Source organism: Acidimicrobiales bacterium (genome assembly GCA_041394185.1).
Classification (GTDB): Bacteria; Actinomycetota; Acidimicrobiia; order Acidimicrobiales; family Poriferisodalaceae; genus JAAETH01.
The window spans coordinates 668,331-684,785 of sequence record JAWKIQ010000003.1; the positions used below are offsets into that span (position 1 = coordinate 668,331).

Genomic DNA, 16,455 nt, shown 5'->3' on the forward strand with positions numbered 1-16,455 from the left:
GGAGGTTCGCCGGATTGAGAATCGAAGACTGGGAGCTGTTGGCCGGCACCAGGGCCTTCACCGCCGATCTGGCGTTCGATGGGCTCGAGGTCGTGTTCGTGCGCTCGCAGATCGCACATGGTTCCTTGGCCGGGGTCGACGTCGGAGAGGCTGAGGGCCAACCCGGTGTGGCCGCCGTGTACACCGCTGACACCCTGGGCCTCGGGCCGTTCGTCCATTTCGGAACGCTCGACGAGGGCCAGGCGCGACATCCCCTGGCCGCCGATCGCGTTCGCCATGTCGGCGAGGCGGTGGCGATGGTCGTCGCCGAGTCGGTGGCGCAGGCCCAGGACGCCGCCGAGCTGGTGGTGGTCGAGACAGACCCCCTGGACCCCATCGTCGATCCTGGTGGTGCACTGGACGCCGAACCCATCTATCCCGAATCTGGTTCGAATCTGGTGTTCACCACGGCGCTGTCGCCGAAGTCCGATACCGCCGACGAGCACCACACCACCGCCGCGAGCTCTGTGGTCGTGGAAGTAGACGTTCGCAACAACCGGGTCGCCTCTGCCCCGATGGAGCCCGACGCAATCATCGTGCGACCGACCACATCGGGAGGTTTGGACATCTGGTGCACCTCGCAGGGAGTGCACGAAATTCGCGACGAGCTGGCCCGCGGCCTGGGCCTGGAGCCATCTCGGATTCGGGTGCGGTCGCCAGCGGTCGGCGGCGGCTTTGGCGGGCGGGCATCACTGCCGATCGAGTTCGTAGCGGTAGCGAAGGCGGCTATCGAACTAGGTCGACCTGTTCGTCACGTGCAGTCGCGGTGGGAGAACCTGACCTCGATGGTGGCCGGCCGCGACACCCACAGCCGGGTGAAGCTCGGCCTCGGAACTGACGGCAGCATCCATTCGCTGTCGGTCGACATGGTCGTTGATGCCGGATCCACAGCCCACATGTCCGGCCTGCTGATGGTGTCGATGATGCGCCAGGCGACCGGGTTGTACCGGATACCGAATCTGCACTGGAACAGCGTCGCTGCGTTGACGAACACCACACCGGTGGGCGCCTACCGAGGTGCTGGGCAGCCCGAGGCCAACCATGCCCGTGAGCGCATCATCGACGTGGCAGCCCGCCGTCTGGGTATCGATCCGATAGGCCTGCGCCGACGGAACCTGCTGAGGTCCGACGAGCTTCCACACACTGCGCCGGGCGGGGTGCACTATGACGTCGCCGACCCTCACAGGGCGCTGGAGGCAGCGCTCGATCTGGTCGATCTGGGTCGCTGGCGCGACGAACAATCGCTTAGAAGGGCCGCCAACAACAGCAACGCCATCGGCGTGGGGGTCGCCTGTTATGCCCAGACATCGGGACGCGGCAGTCCTGTCGACTCGGCCCGGGTGACCATCACCTCAGACGGCCGAGCATTGGTTCAGTGCGGCAGCGCCTCACACGGCCAAGGGCACTTGACGACGATGACCAGCCTGGTAGCCGATGCCCTGGGCCTGGGTCCTGAGGACGTCGACTTCGTCGACTCGGACAGCGATGCCGTTCCCCAGGCGCTGACGACCGGCGGCTCGCGGGCCACACAGGTGTTGGGCACGGCACTGGCCAACGCAACAGATGACGTGTTGGACATGGCCCGTCACATCGCAGCGACAATGCTGGAGGCCTCGGCCGACGACATCGTCGTGTCGCCCGCCGACGAGTCGGGGCCTGCTGGCTTGTCGGTGGCCGGGGTTCCGGCCCGTCGCGTCAGCTGGGCCGACATCGCGCAGCGCGGCACCAACCGCTGCATCCAAGCTCTGCGGTCGGACGCTGCCGCGGGCGAGGCTCACCCCTACGGAACACATGCATCGGTGGTCGAGGTCGACCTGGAAACGGGGCTGGTGAGGCTGCTGGCCCACGCAGCGGTCGACGACTGTGGGGTGGTGTTGCAACCGGAGTTGGTCGAGGGGCAACAACACGGAGGGTCGGTCGCCGGCATTGGCCAGGCGCTGTGGGAGAACCTCGGATACGACGCCGAGGGGACACCACAGAACGCGTACTTCGCGACCTATGGTCTGCCCTCGGCCGCAGAGGTGCCCTTCGTTTCGACGTCGACGCTGTGCACCCCGACCGACCGCAACCGACTGGGCACCAAGGGCATAGGCGAGAACGGCTGCAACGGAGCTACCGCAGCGGTTCATAATGCGGTCTGCGACGCGTTGGCCCACCTCGGCATCGAACACATCGACCTGCCGCTGACCCCGGAATCGATATGGCAGGCGATCAGGTCAGGTTCAGCCTGACGGCGCTCTCGAGATCTTCGTGGTTCAGGTAGGCGCCCAGAAAACGCCTGATTCCACTGAACTGTTCTCTGGCGTGCAGCACGCGCCAGTTGTCGAACACCAGAGCGCGGCCAGGCGCCCAATCGAGCGTGATCCAGTGAGCCTGATCGTCCACCTCGCGTGCCAGCGCTGCGTAGGCCAGCCGGAAACGGTGGTCTGAGTCACCCAGGTGGAAGGCCGCGCGGTCGTAGTTGTTGTAGCTCACCTGCACCAGTTGGCCGAACCGGTCCAGCCGCAGCGCAGGCCTTGCCGCCTGCAGATAAACCCCGGGTTCGACATAGCGCCCGACCACGTCGTTGTTGGCCAGCAGACTTGCTTGCTCGGGGGCGCTCGACCAGATCCGCTCGGCTGCCGCGAAACCGTCGGTCAAGATCGTGCGTCCGCCCTGGGCGGCCCATTCCTGGCACACGAACAGTTGCAAGCCCGGGGCGTCGTGCATGTAGGTCGCGTCGGTGTGTGGCCCCAGGAACACCTGCGAATAGGCGCTGTCGGCATGGCCCGATACATCAGCGGCCAGCTCCCACACATCGCCGAATATGGTCCGCCGCACATAGCCGATGCGTTCGGCAACGGCTTCGACGCCCTGCCGTCCCAGGGGAACGTCCTCTACGACGGCGAACCCGCGCTGTTGCAAACCACCGACGAATCGACCCAACTCGCTGCCGTCGACCAGGCCTGCGAAGCCGACCGCTTCGACGGACGTTGGCCGCGCGCCGTCCCACAGGTGCGCCCCGTGCTGACCGATGGCGGTGATGTCCTTGTTGCCGGGCTGTGGCTCAGGAAGGTCGACAACCGAGGCGATCAGCCCCAACGACACCGAGGTGATCCGGTTGGGCCACTCGAGCGACACCCGTTGCGCGTCGATGGTCACCGCTGGTGCCGGCGGGGTCTCTGCGCCGAAGGTTTGGCCCTTCCTCTGACCGGTCGCAGCGTCGACGCTGGCCGGGTCGTCGCTGTGGTCGAGCAGCCATCCCCAGTCGAGATGAGCCGACCGGGCCCGACCGACGACGTCTACGCCCGTGTCGGTGACGTCGATATCCATAATTCCCCGAGTCTGCCTCATCGGCTGGCGCACAATGGCCACAGCCAGACCGATTCAGAAAGCCAGGTACATGAAACGCCACGTCGCAGAGAACAGAAGGCACTGGGACGCCAGCGCGGACCAGTGGGTCGAGATGGGCGAGCGTGCCTGGGCTGCGTCGGAGCCCACGTGGGGCATCTGGGCCGTTCCTCAGGCCGATGCGCCACTGCTGCCCGACGACATGACCGGCCTTCGAGCGATCGAGCTGGGATGTGGCACCGGATATGTATCGGCGTGGATGCACAGGCGAGGGGCCACGGTCACCGCCATCGACAACTCGGCGAAGCAGCTGGCCACAGCGGCACGATTGGCTTCCGAGCACGAAATCACCGACATCGAGTGGATCCACGGAAATGCCGAAGAGGTCGACAAGCCCGATCAGAGCTACGACTTCGCGATCAGCGAATACGGTGCCGCTATCTGGTGCGATCCCAGGGTCTGGGTTCCCGAGGCGGCGCGCCTGCTCCGGCCTGGCGGTCGTTTGGTGATGCTGGGCAACTCCCCGCTGGCGATCGTGTGCATTCCGCCAGACGGATCTGCCACCGACCATCGGCTGCATCGCAGCTACTTCGAGCTGGGCGAGGTCGACTGGACCGAGGCCGAGGTCGACCCAGGCGGCATCGAGTTCAACCTGCCGATCTCAGCGTGGTTCGAGCTGTTCAGATCGTCGGGCTTCACCGTCGAGAACTATCTCGAACTGCGCGCCCCGGCCGACGCGTCGGGCACCCACTACGAGACGCCGGCTGTTTGGGCCCGCCACTACCCTTCCGAGCAGGTGTGGTTCGTGCGTCGCAACTAGCGGTCAGGGCCTGGGCTCGCGCGGCAGGCCCAGGATTCTCTCTCCGATGATGTTTCTTTGCACCTGACTGGTTCCCCCACCGAACCACCCGCCGGGCGCGGCCATGAGGCCCCTCGAACCGGCACCGTCGAGCATCGCCTGGGGCCCTTCGGCATCGGCGCGAAACTCTGCCAGGTCGAACCGAAACAGGGTCATCGCAAGCTTGCCCAGCGATGATGCAGCCGAGGCTTGTGAACCCTGCCGCTCGGCCATCAGCAGGTACGCACGCCCGGCCGCGTACAACGCCATCAGCCGATCACGCTTGACCGGGTCGAGCCGGCGACCATCGGCCAACAGCTCGTCGAGGGCTCGCTGAATCGCCTTTCCGGAACCGCCGATGTGCCCGCGTTCGTTCGTGAGCGTTGCCATGGCGATCATCCAGCCTTGACCGCGGTCTCCTATCAGCGCATCGGCCGGCAGGTGAACGTCGGTGAAGAAGACCTCGTCGAATTCGGCCTCGCCGGTCATCTGCTTGAGCGGCCGCACCTCGACGCCGGGCGAGTGCATGTCGATCACGAAGAACGAGATTCCTTCGTGTTTGCGGGCGTCGGGTTCGGTGCGGGCCAACAGGATGCCCCAGTCTGAGGCTCTGCCGCCCGAACACCAGACCTTCTGGCCGTTGACGACCCATGTGTCGCCGTCGCGTTCGGCTTTGGTCGACAAGGAGGCCAGATCTGACCCGGCCCCTGGTTCGGAGAACAGCTGGCACCAAACCCGCTGACCGCGAACGGTCTCGGGTAGGTGAGCCTGCCTCTGTGCTTCGGTACCGAAACCCATGAGAGCACCCGCAGCCAGAACCAGACCCACCATGTTCAGGATCGACGGCACACCCGCAGACTGGCACTCTTCGGCCCACGCTGTGTGGTGCGCCACACTGAGACCGCGGCCGCCGTACTCGACGGGCCAGTGAATGCCCGCATACCCGGCCTCGAACAGGCGGCTTTGCCACTGCATACCCTGTTCGCGTCGTTCGGGAGGCATGATCGCACCCCAGTCGGGTGGGGCCGAAGACTTGTTCTGGGCGATCCAGCTGCGGGCCTGCCGGCGGAACTCGTCGACTGCGATCATGGGATTCGACGCTAGTCGGGCACATCCGACCCGACGAACTTCAGACCGACAGCCCGAGCTGGCTAGGGTCGCAAGAGCCGGTGAATGCAGCGAGGAGCTTCCGTGGACTTCAACATCCCCTCAGACATCCAGGACCTGCTCGACAGGCTCGACGAGTTCATAGAGTCTCAGATCAAGCCCCTAGAGCGCTCCGACGACAACATCCGCTTCTTCGATCACCGACGCGAAGATGCCCGCACTGACTGGGATCGCGGCGGCCTGCCCAACGAGGAATGGGAAGCGCTGTTGCACAAGGTCAAGCGGATGGCCGACGAGGCTGGCTTCTATCGCTACCCGGTCTCCGAGGAGTACGGGGGCATGAACGGAACCAACCTGGGTATGGCTCTCATCCGCGAACACCTGGCCCGCAAGGGTCTGGGCCTGCACAACGATCTGCAGAACGAGCACTCGATCGTGGGCAACAACGTCGGCCTGTTGCTGATGATCGCCTATGGCACCGACGAGCAGAAGGCCGAATGGATCGACGATCTCGCCGAAGGTCGGCGAGGTTTTGCGTTCGGCATCACCGAGCCCGAGCACGGCTCGGACGCCACCCACATGGAGACCGTGGCGGTTCGTGACGGTGATGAGTGGATCATCAACGGGGAGAAGACCTGGAACACCGGCATCCACAAGGCCAGCCACGATCTGATCTTTGCCCGCACCAGCGGCAAGCCCGGCGATGGTGACGGGATCACCTGTTTCCTGGTTCCTGCCAACAGCGACGGTTTCGAGGTGGTCGAGTACCTGTGGACGTTCAACATGCCAAGCGACCACGCCCATGTGAGGCTCACCGATGTCAGGGTTTCCGACGCTGCGATCTTCGGCGGTGAGGGTCGAGGCCTGCAGGTCGTTCAGCACTTCTTCAACGAGAATCGCATACGCCAGGCGGCCTCCAGCCTGGGGGCGGCCCAGTTCTGCATCGACGAGGCGGTCGAATACGCGATGCAGCGCAAGCCGTTCGGCAAGGCTCTGTCGACCAACCAGGGCATCCAGTTCCCGCTGGTCGAGTTGCAGGCTCGTGCCGAGATGTTGCGGGCGTTGATCCACAAGACGGCCTGGATCATGGACACCGAGGGGGCCTTCATGGCCTCGGACAAGGTGTCGATGTGCAACTACCAGGCGAACCGTCTGTGTTGCGATGCCGCCGACCAGGCGATGCAGGTGCACGGGGGTTTGGGGTATTCACGCCACAAGCCCTTCGAACACATCTATCGCCACCATCGCCGGTACCGGATCACCGAGGGCGCTGACGAGATCCAGATGAGGAGGGTGGCCGGCTACATGTTCGGCTACATGTCGCAGCAGAAGCCGAAGGGTGTGCGATAGCTCACCCGGAGGCTGTGCGATAGCTCACCCGGAGGCGTGGGTCAGCGCTTGGAGAGCTTGCGGATCTTCTTCTCGATGCGTTCGAGACGGGCGACTACGTCGTCGAGCACGGCGTCGTCGTCGGATTCGGGCTCGCACTCGCACAGCTGCTCGTAGCAGTCGGCCAGCAGGCGACCCGAGTCGCGCTCTTCGGCGATGTAGCGGCCCAGCAACGCCCCGGTCTGGATGTCGATGGTCTTGTCGTCGAACATCCGCGAGAACACGTCGGGTCCGTCGTTGCGTTCGCCCAGGCCGAGTCGCTCGAACTTCTGGCGGTCGGTCAGTTCGGCGGACGCGGCGATCTCGAGCTTTTCGTCGTCGGCTTCGCCGGGCCTCATCTCGTAGCCGAGTTCGCAGATCCGCTTCTCGAATGCCTTTGCGTGTTCGCCTTCGCGCAGCGCCACGGTGGCGATGACCTTGCGAACAGCGTCGTTGGGGGTGGTGGCTGCCCAATAGTTGAGGAACTGCTCGGCTTGGCCTTCGGCGACGGCAATGGCGTTGAGCAAGCCGAGATATGACGGACGTTCAGACATGTGACCCCCAAGTCGCTGGGCCTTCACGCTAGCCGACCCCGGAAACGGCTCCTCAGCGGATCGGGCAATAGGCTGGCTCGGTGCAAAGGCTGCGACTCGACCCGGAGGGCGACAACACAAACGCCTACGTCGAGGCAGCGCAGATATTGCGGGCGGGTGGCTTGGTCGCCTTCCCGACCGAGACCGTCTATGGCCTTGGTGCCTTGGCGCTGGACGAACGCGCCATCAGGAAGATTTTCGCGGCCAAGGGGCGCCCGCCCGACGATCCCTTGATCGTTCATGTCAGACCCCAGTGGGATCTCACCGATCTGGTTGCCGACGTGCCGGCACTGGCCCGAGAGTTGATCGACGCGTTCTGGCCCGGCCCGCTGACCATTGTCATGAAAAAGGGACCTGCGGTTCCCTCGGCAGTGACATCGGGGTTGCCTGATGTGGCGCTGCGGGCCCCCGATCATTGGCTGGCAGCTTCACTGCTGGACGTGGTGGCCGAGCCGCTTGCGGCTCCCAGCGCCAATCGTTTCAGCTACGTCAGCGCGACCACAGCCGACCATGTCGAAGACGATCTCGGTGACAGCGTCGACCTGATCCTCGACGGGGGCCCCGCCAGCGCAGGCATCGAATCGACCGTAGTGAGGGTCGATGGCTCGGACGTGATCATTCTGCGGCACGGGGCGCTGACAGCCGAGCGGCTGCGACTCGGGGTACCCCGAATCGGCCGTGTCTCGTCGGCGGTGAGAGACGACGACGCCTCGGCCAGTCCGGGCAGGATGCTGAAGCACTATTCGCCCGCGACCCGCACCGTCGCCATGCAAGCCGGCGCCAATCCCAAGGGCCTCGACTCTGGCGAAAGGCCCTGCCTGTTGACCTATTCCGAGCACGCCCTGGAACCCCTCGAGGGTTGGACAACAGTGGCGTTGGGCGCCAGGGAAGACCTCGATCAGGTGGCAAGGGATCTCTACAGCAAGCTGCGTGAGTGCGATCGGCGCGGACACGACCTCATCGTCATCGAGTTGACCGGTCTTCCCGGTCTCGGGGCAGCGCTCGATGATCGCATCACCAGGGCGGCGTCGGGCAGAGTCTTGGGCCGATGACCAGCGAGTCGACGGCAACGTCTCTACGCCGCCTGATCCTGCCCGTCTATCTGCCGTGGGGTGCCTTCAGTTTCGGCATGGGCATGATGCTGCCGATCCTGCCGCTGTATCTAGAGGAGATCGGTCTGTCGTTCACGACCCTGTCGCTCGTGATGGCAGCGACGGGCGTTGGCGCAACGCTCGGAGGCCTGCCGGTCGGCGCGGCTACCCGCCGGTTGGGCGAGAACAAGATGCTGGTCGGCTCGGTGACGGCGATGGCCGTCCTGTCTGCTGTGCTCGGGCTGACACAGGTGGCCGGACTGCTCATCTTGATCCGGCTGGCAACTGGCATGTCGACCGTCGGCATACGACTGTCGCGCCAGGCCTATGTGGCCAGGACCGTGGAAGGCCAGCTCCGGGGCCGGGCGATGTCGCTGATGGGCGGCCTGTCGCGCCTCGGATTCTTCATCGGACCACCTTTGGGAGGCGTTCTAACCGACCAGATCGGTTTCGCCAAGACCTTCGCGATCTGTGGGGTGGTGTTCGCTTGCGGTGCCATCCCCATAGCTGCCCTGGGCCACGAGCGACGGATCCAGGACGCCGCGCCGGCCGAGCGTGAAGGACGCCTGTTGGCGACTCTGCGCCCATACTGGCGACACCTGGTCACGTCGTCGATCGGCCCGGCGCTGATCATCGCTGCCCGCCGCGGGCGCCTGATCGTCATCCCGCTCATCGCCGACGAGCTGGGCCTGTCGGCCACGGCCGTCGGGTTGATAGTTGCGGTCGGCACCGGTGCCGATCTGCTGCTGTTCCCGGTGTCTGGATACGTGATGGACCGATTCGGCCGCCTGTACGCAACGATTCCCGCCTTCGGGCTGATGGGCCTCGGTCTGTTGTTGCTGGGAACCGTCGACAGCACCGCCGGCGTAACCCTCGCTGGAGCTGTGGTCGGTGTCGGCAACGGATTGAGCGCCGGCACGCTTCTGACCATGGGGAGCGATCTGGCCCCGCCAGACATCAGGGCCGCGTTCTTGGCCGGCTTCGGTTCACTCCAGGACCTGGGCGGTGTCCTCGGGCCGATCATCGTCGGCTGGTCAGCAGATCAGATCGGGCTCGATGCGTCAGCGATCGCTTTGGCGGTGGTGTTGTTCCTGGCCATCATGCACCTCGCGTTCGTCGTCGGAGAGACCCGCGACATCACCCACTGACTATCCCCTGATTATGTAGAGGTTGGCTCGCCACCTGAGCCACAACTGCCAATAGTCGAGATCGCCGGGAGGTTCGGGATAGTTCTCGAAACTCTCGGGGTAGATCGTGTCTGCGGCCTCGAACTGGTTGGGAGCGTCGTTGTCGCTGACCGTGAAGTCCTCGTCGCTGGCGATGCGAAGCCCGGGTGCCACCATGGTGCGGCGACCGGCCGATCCGGGAGCAGGCGGACGGGGATCCAACAGCGGAATCTTCTTGCCTGAGTACGACGACAAGACGGGCATGATGAAGGCAATCGGCTGTGACTGGAGCCCTTTCTTGGTCGCGCTGTAGAGCGTTTCGAGCGCTGTGCTGGTGGCCTTCGATGCCGCCATGCCCGCAACCGGCCCACCCTCGGCTGTGAACCCGGCACCGGCGGCAGACGACAGAGCCGTGATCCCGGCCGCGGCCGCGCCGTCGACTTCAGACCAGACCTTGGTCCACAGTTCGCTCGTGGCCTTTGCCTGCTCGGCGAACACCGCCACCGCATAGATCAGCTGTCCGTGAACCTCGGCCTCCTGGTCGGATTCGAGCGGTACGGGCCGCTGCACCACAACGGTCCGTTCCTTCTTGGCGAAGTCGAACTCGAGCCACTTGCCGTCGAAGGGATCGAGAGCCGAGTTCTTGTTGCCACGCAGCTTTTTCAGCTGATCGGCGTCGAACTCCTTGTGCAGATCTCTGGTGATCTTCAGTCCTGCACTCTTGGCACCTGGCGCAGCAGACGTGGTACCGACCTTTTGATCGCCGTTGATCTGCACCGTTATGTGGGATGTTTCCGGTACGCCGTTTCGCACCAGTCGCAGCACTATGTACAGGCGGCACTCGAGGTCGAGATCTATGGCCCAGGGAACGATGCCCGTCTCCAGGATCGAACTGAAGCCGCTGTACCAGGGAAACGAACCCTTGGGTTCTTCGATCGAGGTCCAGTCTTCGACCCTCAGGGTGTAGTTCCAACCCTGTCGGCGGTACTTGCTGAAGAACACACCCCCGCCGATGAGCACCGGCGCCAGTATCAGCAGACCCACCGGAGTCCACGGGAACCCCTTCGTGCCAGTGGACGACCCGCCGCCCGTTGTGGTGGTGCCGCCGCCCGACCCGGTGGTGACAGGCACCGTCGTCGCCGGAACCGATGTCTCGGGGATCGTCGAGGTCGACGTCGAGGTCGACGTGGTGGTGGTCGTTGCTCTGGTAAGTGACGCTGCTGAACAGACGGGCTCTTGATCGTCGACCTCGAATGGGCCGACACCAGACACGTCGATGGCAACCACGTCGGGGCCCGACAGGGTTGCGGCATCGGCGGGATCGACCTGGATGCCCGCTTCGACGACCATGGCCGCAGTCAGGGCCAACGGCCCATACGAGAAGAGAGGAAGTCCCACCTCCGCCGAGCCGTCGGACTCGACCGTTCCCGAGCCCGCTGACACCGACCCGTCGGGCGTCGGGTGATCCGTCACGATCAGCAGCTGTTGGCCGGCCAAACCCGGATCGAGCGTGAAGGCGACATCGGCGCGGCTGGGAGCGTTGTCGATGGGATCGTCGGGGAAGTGGGTGACGCCGAAACACCAGTCCACCGGCCCGGGCGATGGCTGCGCGATCGCGTGGGGCGCCGCGGCGAAGAGCACCACGGCAACCAACACCAATGCGGCTGATACATGCTTCACGGGGCCTCCTCGAGGGGTTCTCCGCAGTCGGTGAACCAGCGCGGTTCGCCTTCGACAAAACCGAGCCGGGTTTGCTGGACGACTGCTTCTTCTGCGCCTCGGTCTCGCCTTGCGATTTCGACGAGAACCAGGTCGTCGATAACTCGGGTGAGGCCGTCGCGGGCGAACTCACCGGTGATCAGCTCTGACGTGCTGACGACCTCGACTTCGATCGGCTGGCCGGCAACCTGCTCGAGGTACGCAGCGCACTGCTCGGTGCCGTAACGATCGATGACCGCCGGGTGCAAAGCCGCCAGGAGGAACTCGACGTCGGCCTCACCGATGGCGACGGCCCAGTTCGCGAAGAAGTCTTGGACGGTCGCACGGGGGTCGAGGGGCTCAGCCGGCTCGGACGTGGTCGAAGTGGGGGCCGCAGTCGTCGTGGTGCTGGTGCTGGTGCTGGTGGCCCCTGTCGAGGTGGTGGTGGGTTCTCGAGTCGTAGTCGAGACGACGTCGGGCGGTTCGGTCGACACGGCAGCGTTCGCGTCTTGATCATCAGACGCGAAGTGGCCCACGAGGCCGATGATCCCGGCCACCGCGCTCAGAACGCCCAGAGCTATGAGGGTCGGACCGATCCATTTCGTCGCAGATGTCTGCATCGCAGCCGACGGTAAGAACCGACCGTCATCGAAGCGTCAACGGGCCGGTGACGCTTCGATGATGCAGATCTGCTCGAATTGTGCCGATGAGTGGCCCGATGGGAGAAGTGTCGCCGCTGGATCGTTCGCGCCGCAGGGCCCCTGTCGGTGCGTCGGACGCAATGCTGCGGCCCCATCGGTTCGTTCCTCCGAGCGTGGCGGCCGGGGTCGCTCCACGCCGGCGCATCCAAAGGCAGTTGGTGCACCGGCACGCCACGCGCCTGACGTTGCTGGCAGCCGGTGCAGGCACGGGCAAGACGACCGCACTGGCTCTGGCCTATCACGGGAACCAGCTGGCACCCAGGGGTACCGACTGGTGGCTGACGTGCCAGCCAGACGACATCGACGCACACCAACTGCTGGCATCGATCGCCCTGGCTGCACGGATCGGGCCGATCTCTGACCCTGAAGAACTCTCATCGGCCGTCGCGAGCATGGCGCCAGAACCCGTATGCCTGATCCTCGATGATCTCCATCACCTCGGAACCGAAGCCGGAGAGGCCAATCGCCTCATCCAGTGGCTGTGCGATCAACTTCCCTCAAACGCTCACCTCGTTCTGTCGACGCGGCGCGAGCCGCCGCTGGCTCTTTCTCGATGGGAAGCGCAGCGGGAGCTGACCAGGATCTCGCCTGATGACCTGTTGTTGACCGAGGACGAAGCGCTCGACATCGGTGGTCAGCAGGTACTGAACCTGGGTGGCTGGCCGGCCCTCGTCTCGCTCGCCTCTCAGCACGCCGACTACCGGAGGTTCCTCCATGAGGAGGTGCTGCCACATCTCTCGAACGACGAACGGATCGCCCTCGATCACCTGGCAGCCCTTCGAGAGATGGACAGCGAGACACTTGTAGCCCTCACCGGACAAGAGCCGGCGGTGCTTGCACCGATCCCGCTCGTCAGTCGTCGCAGCGATGGTTGGGAGGCGCATCGGCTCTGGTCAGAAGTGCTCGACATCGATGCCGGCCCCATACGCGCAGCCGCATTCAGGTCCTTGATGGAGCGCTCCGAGCACCACGCGGCGGTCGAGTTGATGCTGCGGACCCGCGGCGAAGACCGGGACCTTCTGGCTGCGGTCAGGGAGGCGATCATCTCGAAACACCAGCCGCCGGCGGCGCGGGTGAGTACCTGGGCTGCATCGTTCCCTGATCAGCTGCGCGACAGCCCCGAGTTCAGCTTTGTCGAGGGGCTGGCCATCCGCGCCGACAAGCCGTCCAGCCCGAAATGCCGGAGCGCCTTCGATGCCGCCGCAGCAGGTTTCAGGAGCCGGGGCGACATCGAAGCCGAAGCTGCTGCGCTCGGGCAGGTCGTCTTCAGCACCTACGTGAGCCGCGACATGCCACGCCTCATGGCTTCGATGCAACGGGTAGGCGAGTTGACGGTCGCCGGCTCGAGGTCGGCCAGGCAGATCACCACGATCGGCGGAGCGATGCTGGCCTTGGCGGCCGGCGATCCCCAGGCCGTCATTGAGCGCGTGGCCGAGCTGGAACCCGATCGTTTGGCGCCGACCCTGTCGGCCCTGGCGAAATGGATGGAGGCGGGTGCTCTGGCACAGCTGGGGCGACCGTCGTCGGATGCCGCCCGAGCCTCGAGCGATCTTTGGCCTCACCTTCCTGGAACCGCCGACTCGGTTCTGTGGGCGTTGCTACGCGAGGGATCCTGGGAACAAATCATCGAGACGATCGGGTCGGAACCGGGGATGGCCGGCGGCCGGGACCGCTTCCTCTGGCTGGCCTTCAAGGCCAGCGCCCTGGCGTGCCTCGGCAAACTCGACGAAGCCGACCACTGCCTGTTCGAGGCTCGCAAGCTGAGCGATGCCACGAACTGGCGGGCCCTCGTGCAGTTGCGCATGGTCGAAGCCGTGCTCGCCTTGCAGCGCGGCGATATCTCAACTGCGACGAACCACATGCTGCAGAGCACTGGCGACCATCCAGTCGACTCTGTAGCCCGGGCTATGTATCTGGTCGCTCCTCGGTTGGTGCTCGAGTTGATTCCCGACCAACGCGACGAGCTCGTCGCCCACATGAACGGGCCTCTGCACAGACGGGATCTCGAGTTGTACGACGCGCTGGCGGCTTGGCGGGCCGGCTCGCCGGACGAGATGGCCGAGGTCGGGTGGCCAGAACATCCAGGGGAGATCCTCACCGCACTGTTCCTCGACGGGATGGTCGAGTTCTTGTTGGCGGCGACCAGTTGTGGCCGGCCGGAGGCACGGGCTGGGTGGGAGTGGCTGTTCTCGACCGTGGGAGAACCGGCCAGGGCTCTGGTCAGGCGCGCAGCTTCGTCACAGACGCCTGGTCAGCAACAGGCGGCGAGCACCGTGCTGGCCGAGGTGCCGGTTCCGCCTTCTGAACCCAGGGCAGTACGAATCTTGGGGCACAGCGAACTGCTGATCGGCGACAAGGCGGTCGATGCCGCCGACTGGCGCCGTGAACGGGTGCGGTCTCTGCTCGGCTATCTGATCGTCCACCCAGCGGCGACGCGCGAAGCGGTCATGTCGGCGCTGTGGCCCGACGCCGATTCGGACGCAGCACGCCGCAACCTGAGAACGACCCTGAACCTGCTTCAGCGCGTCCTCGAACCCGAGCGGGTATCGGGTGACGCGCCCTATTTCGTCCGCTCTGACGGCACCACCCTTGCGTTGAACACCGAACGCATACGGGTCGATGTGTGGGAGTTCGAGACATCTCTCGAAACGGCACGGCGTCTGCGCGAGGACGGACTGGTTTCACAGGCGACAGACCATCTCGATGCCGCTGTCGATACCTACAGGGGCGACTTCCTCGCAGACGCCGACGAGGCCGACTGGGTGAACGAGCAGAGGTGGTCGTTGAGGTCGCGGCTGCTCGTAGCCCTGCTCGAGTCGGCCCAAGCCCACCTGGCCATGCACCATCAGGACAGGGCGCTGGCCCACGCACGACGCGCCGCAGCGATGGAGCCTTGGAGCGAACCGGCCCACCTCATCGTGCTGCGGAGCCTTCTGGCTCGCGGCGACACGGCAGAAGCTCGCCGGGCCGCCGTCAAGTGCAGCGAGGTCCTCGCCGAGGTCGGCGGAGCCGCCGACCCCGAGCTGGACGACTTGTTGCAGACGCTCTCTGGGCGCGCGCCTCTCTAGACGAGGGGTCGGTCGGTGGGCTTGATCGGCGACGGAAGAGCGGTTTCGCCCATCAGGGCCTCGTCGACAGAGGCGGCGCATGCCCGCCCCTCGGCGATGGCCCACACGATGAGGCTCTGACCGCGACCCATGTCGCCACAAACCCAGACATTGTCTGCGTTTGTCTTGTAGCTGTCGTCGCGCGCGACGTTGGTCCTCGGGTCGAGTTCGACGCCGAGCTGATCGAGCAGACCACCCTGCTCTGGCCCGGTGAAGCCCATCGCCAGGAACACGCGCTCGCACGGCAGCTCGAAGTCCGAACCGTCGACCTTCTCGAACTTGCCGTCGACCAGCACCACCTCATGGGCCTTGATCGCCCGCAGGTTGCCCTCGTCGTCTCCCAGGAACGCTTCGGTGTTGACCGAGTAGACCCGCTCGCCACCTTCCTCGTGGGCCGAGGTGACCTTGTAGGTCATCGGGAACGTGGGCCACGGGTTGCGCTCGGAGCGCTGCTCTGGCGGCCGGGGCATGATCTCGAACTGGTGCACGGAGACCGCACCTTGGCGGTGTGCCGTGCCGAGGCAGTCGGCGCCGGTGTCACCTCCGCCGATGATGACCACCCGTTTGCCCGCCGACGAGATCGGGACCTCATCGGCAGCCATGTCGCCGAGCTGGGCCCGGTTGGCCCACGGCAGGTACTCCATGGCCTGGTAGATCCCCTTGAAGTCGCGCCCGGGGATCGGCAGATCGCGCCACTGGGTCGCACCGCCGGCCAGTACCACGGCGTCGAACTGCGACTTCAGCTCGTCGCCGCTGATGTCGACGCCGACGTTGGTGTTCGTCTTGAACACCGTGCCCTCGGCTTCCATCTGTTCGAGACGCCGGTCGATGTGGCGCTTCTCCATCTTGAACTCTGGGATGCCGTAGCGCAGCAGACCGCCGATGCGATCGGCCCGCTCGAAGACCGTGACGTCGTGGCCGGCTCTGGTGAGCTGCTGGGCCGCAGCCAGACCAGCAGGGCCGGACCCGACAACGGCGACCGTTTTTCCGGTCTTGATCGCCGGCGGTTGAGGAACGACCCATCCCTGCTCGAAGGCATGATCGATGATGGTCACCTCGACCTGCTTGATCGTGACGGGATCTTGGTTGATACCGAGCACGCACGCACCTTCGCAAGGCGCAGGACACAGCCGCCCGGTGAACTCCGGGAAATTGTTCGTGGCATGCAACCGATCGATCGCCGAGCGCCATTGATCGCGGTAGACGAGATCGTTCCAGTCGGGAATCAGGTTGCCCAGTGGGCAGCCGTTGTTGCAGAACGGGATGCCACAGTCCATGCAGCGGCTGGCCTGAACCTTCAACGCATCGTCGGAGAAGGGCTCGTAGACCTCGCGCCAGTCGTGCAGACGCACCGGAACGGGCCTGCGGCTGGGCAGCTCGCGGTCGTGCTTCAGGAATCCTCTTACGTCGCCCATGA

At 65.2% G+C, this 16,455-nt stretch carries 12 protein-coding genes; 6 read left to right on the plus strand and 6 right to left on the minus strand.

The genetic code is table 11. From position 1 onward, the window contains the following. The first annotated feature begins 14 nt into the window (after window positions 1-14). Entirely contained in the window at window positions 15-2,270 is a 2,256-nt protein-coding gene (locus tag R2770_16685) for a xanthine dehydrogenase family protein molybdopterin-binding subunit (protein MEZ5282098.1), read from the plus strand. Here the strand turns inward: R2770_16685 and R2770_16690 are convergent. Beyond that, complete coding sequence (locus R2770_16690) at window positions 2,251-3,351, minus strand: TauD/TfdA family dioxygenase (GenBank protein ID MEZ5282099.1); 1,101 nt, start codon at window positions 3,349-3,351, stop codon at window positions 2,251-2,253. The genes R2770_16685 and R2770_16690 overlap by 20 nt on opposite strands. A 70-nt stretch (window positions 3,352-3,421) precedes the next feature. On the opposite strand from R2770_16690, the gene R2770_16695 reads away from it, so the two are divergent. After that, window positions 3,422-4,189: a methyltransferase domain-containing protein gene (locus tag R2770_16695; protein ID MEZ5282100.1), complete on the plus strand. Its 768-nt coding sequence runs from the start codon at window positions 3,422-3,424 to the stop codon at window positions 4,187-4,189. A 3-nt stretch (window positions 4,190-4,192) separates the two neighbouring features. On the opposite strand, the gene R2770_16700 is transcribed toward R2770_16695, so the two are convergent. Continuing rightward, window positions 4,193-5,296, minus strand: coding sequence for an acyl-CoA dehydrogenase family protein (locus R2770_16700; GenBank protein ID MEZ5282101.1), 1,104 nt, complete (start codon window positions 5,294-5,296; stop codon window positions 4,193-4,195). A gap of 102 nt (window positions 5,297-5,398) precedes the next feature. Here R2770_16700 and R2770_16705 point away from each other — a divergent pair, with 102 nt between their 5' ends. Beyond that, a complete protein-coding gene (locus tag R2770_16705; protein ID MEZ5282102.1) occupies window positions 5,399-6,664 on the plus strand; it encodes an acyl-CoA dehydrogenase family protein in 1,266 nt (421 codons plus the stop codon). Window positions 6,665-6,705: 41 nt separating this feature from the next. Here R2770_16705 and R2770_16710 read toward each other — a convergent pair whose 3' ends face one another. After that, entirely contained in the window at window positions 6,706-7,236 is a 531-nt protein-coding gene (locus tag R2770_16710) for a hypothetical protein (protein MEZ5282103.1), read from the minus strand. Window positions 7,237-7,316: 80 nt separating this feature from the next. Here R2770_16710 and R2770_16715 point away from each other — a divergent pair, with 80 nt between their 5' ends. Beyond that, window positions 7,317-8,327, plus strand: coding sequence for an L-threonylcarbamoyladenylate synthase (locus tag R2770_16715; protein ID MEZ5282104.1), 1,011 nt, complete (start codon window positions 7,317-7,319; stop codon window positions 8,325-8,327). After that, window positions 8,324-9,514: an MFS transporter gene (locus R2770_16720; GenBank protein MEZ5282105.1), complete on the plus strand. Its 1,191-nt coding sequence runs from the start codon at window positions 8,324-8,326 to the stop codon at window positions 9,512-9,514. The genes R2770_16715 and R2770_16720 overlap by 4 nt, the downstream gene beginning before the upstream one ends. On the opposite strand, the gene R2770_16725 is transcribed toward R2770_16720, so the two are convergent. Beyond that, complete coding sequence (locus R2770_16725; GenBank protein ID MEZ5282106.1) at window positions 9,515-11,212, minus strand: hypothetical protein; 1,698 nt, start codon at window positions 11,210-11,212, stop codon at window positions 9,515-9,517. Continuing rightward, window positions 11,209-11,850: a hypothetical protein gene (locus R2770_16730; protein MEZ5282107.1), complete on the minus strand. Its 642-nt coding sequence runs from the start codon at window positions 11,848-11,850 to the stop codon at window positions 11,209-11,211. The genes R2770_16725 and R2770_16730 overlap by 4 nt, the downstream gene beginning before the upstream one ends. Before the next feature lie 98 nt (window positions 11,851-11,948). Here R2770_16730 and R2770_16735 point away from each other — a divergent pair, with 98 nt between their 5' ends. After that, window positions 11,949-14,999 (plus strand): BTAD domain-containing putative transcriptional regulator, encoded by a 3,051-nt coding sequence (locus R2770_16735; GenBank protein MEZ5282108.1) that lies wholly within the window; start codon window positions 11,949-11,951, stop codon window positions 14,997-14,999. On the opposite strand, the gene R2770_16740 is transcribed toward R2770_16735, so the two are convergent. After that, window positions 14,996-16,453: a glutamate synthase subunit beta gene (locus R2770_16740; GenBank protein MEZ5282109.1), complete on the minus strand. Its 1,458-nt coding sequence runs from the start codon at window positions 16,451-16,453 to the stop codon at window positions 14,996-14,998. The two genes, R2770_16735 and R2770_16740, sit on opposite strands and share 4 nt — an antisense overlap. Window positions 16,454-16,455 lie beyond the last annotated feature (2 nt).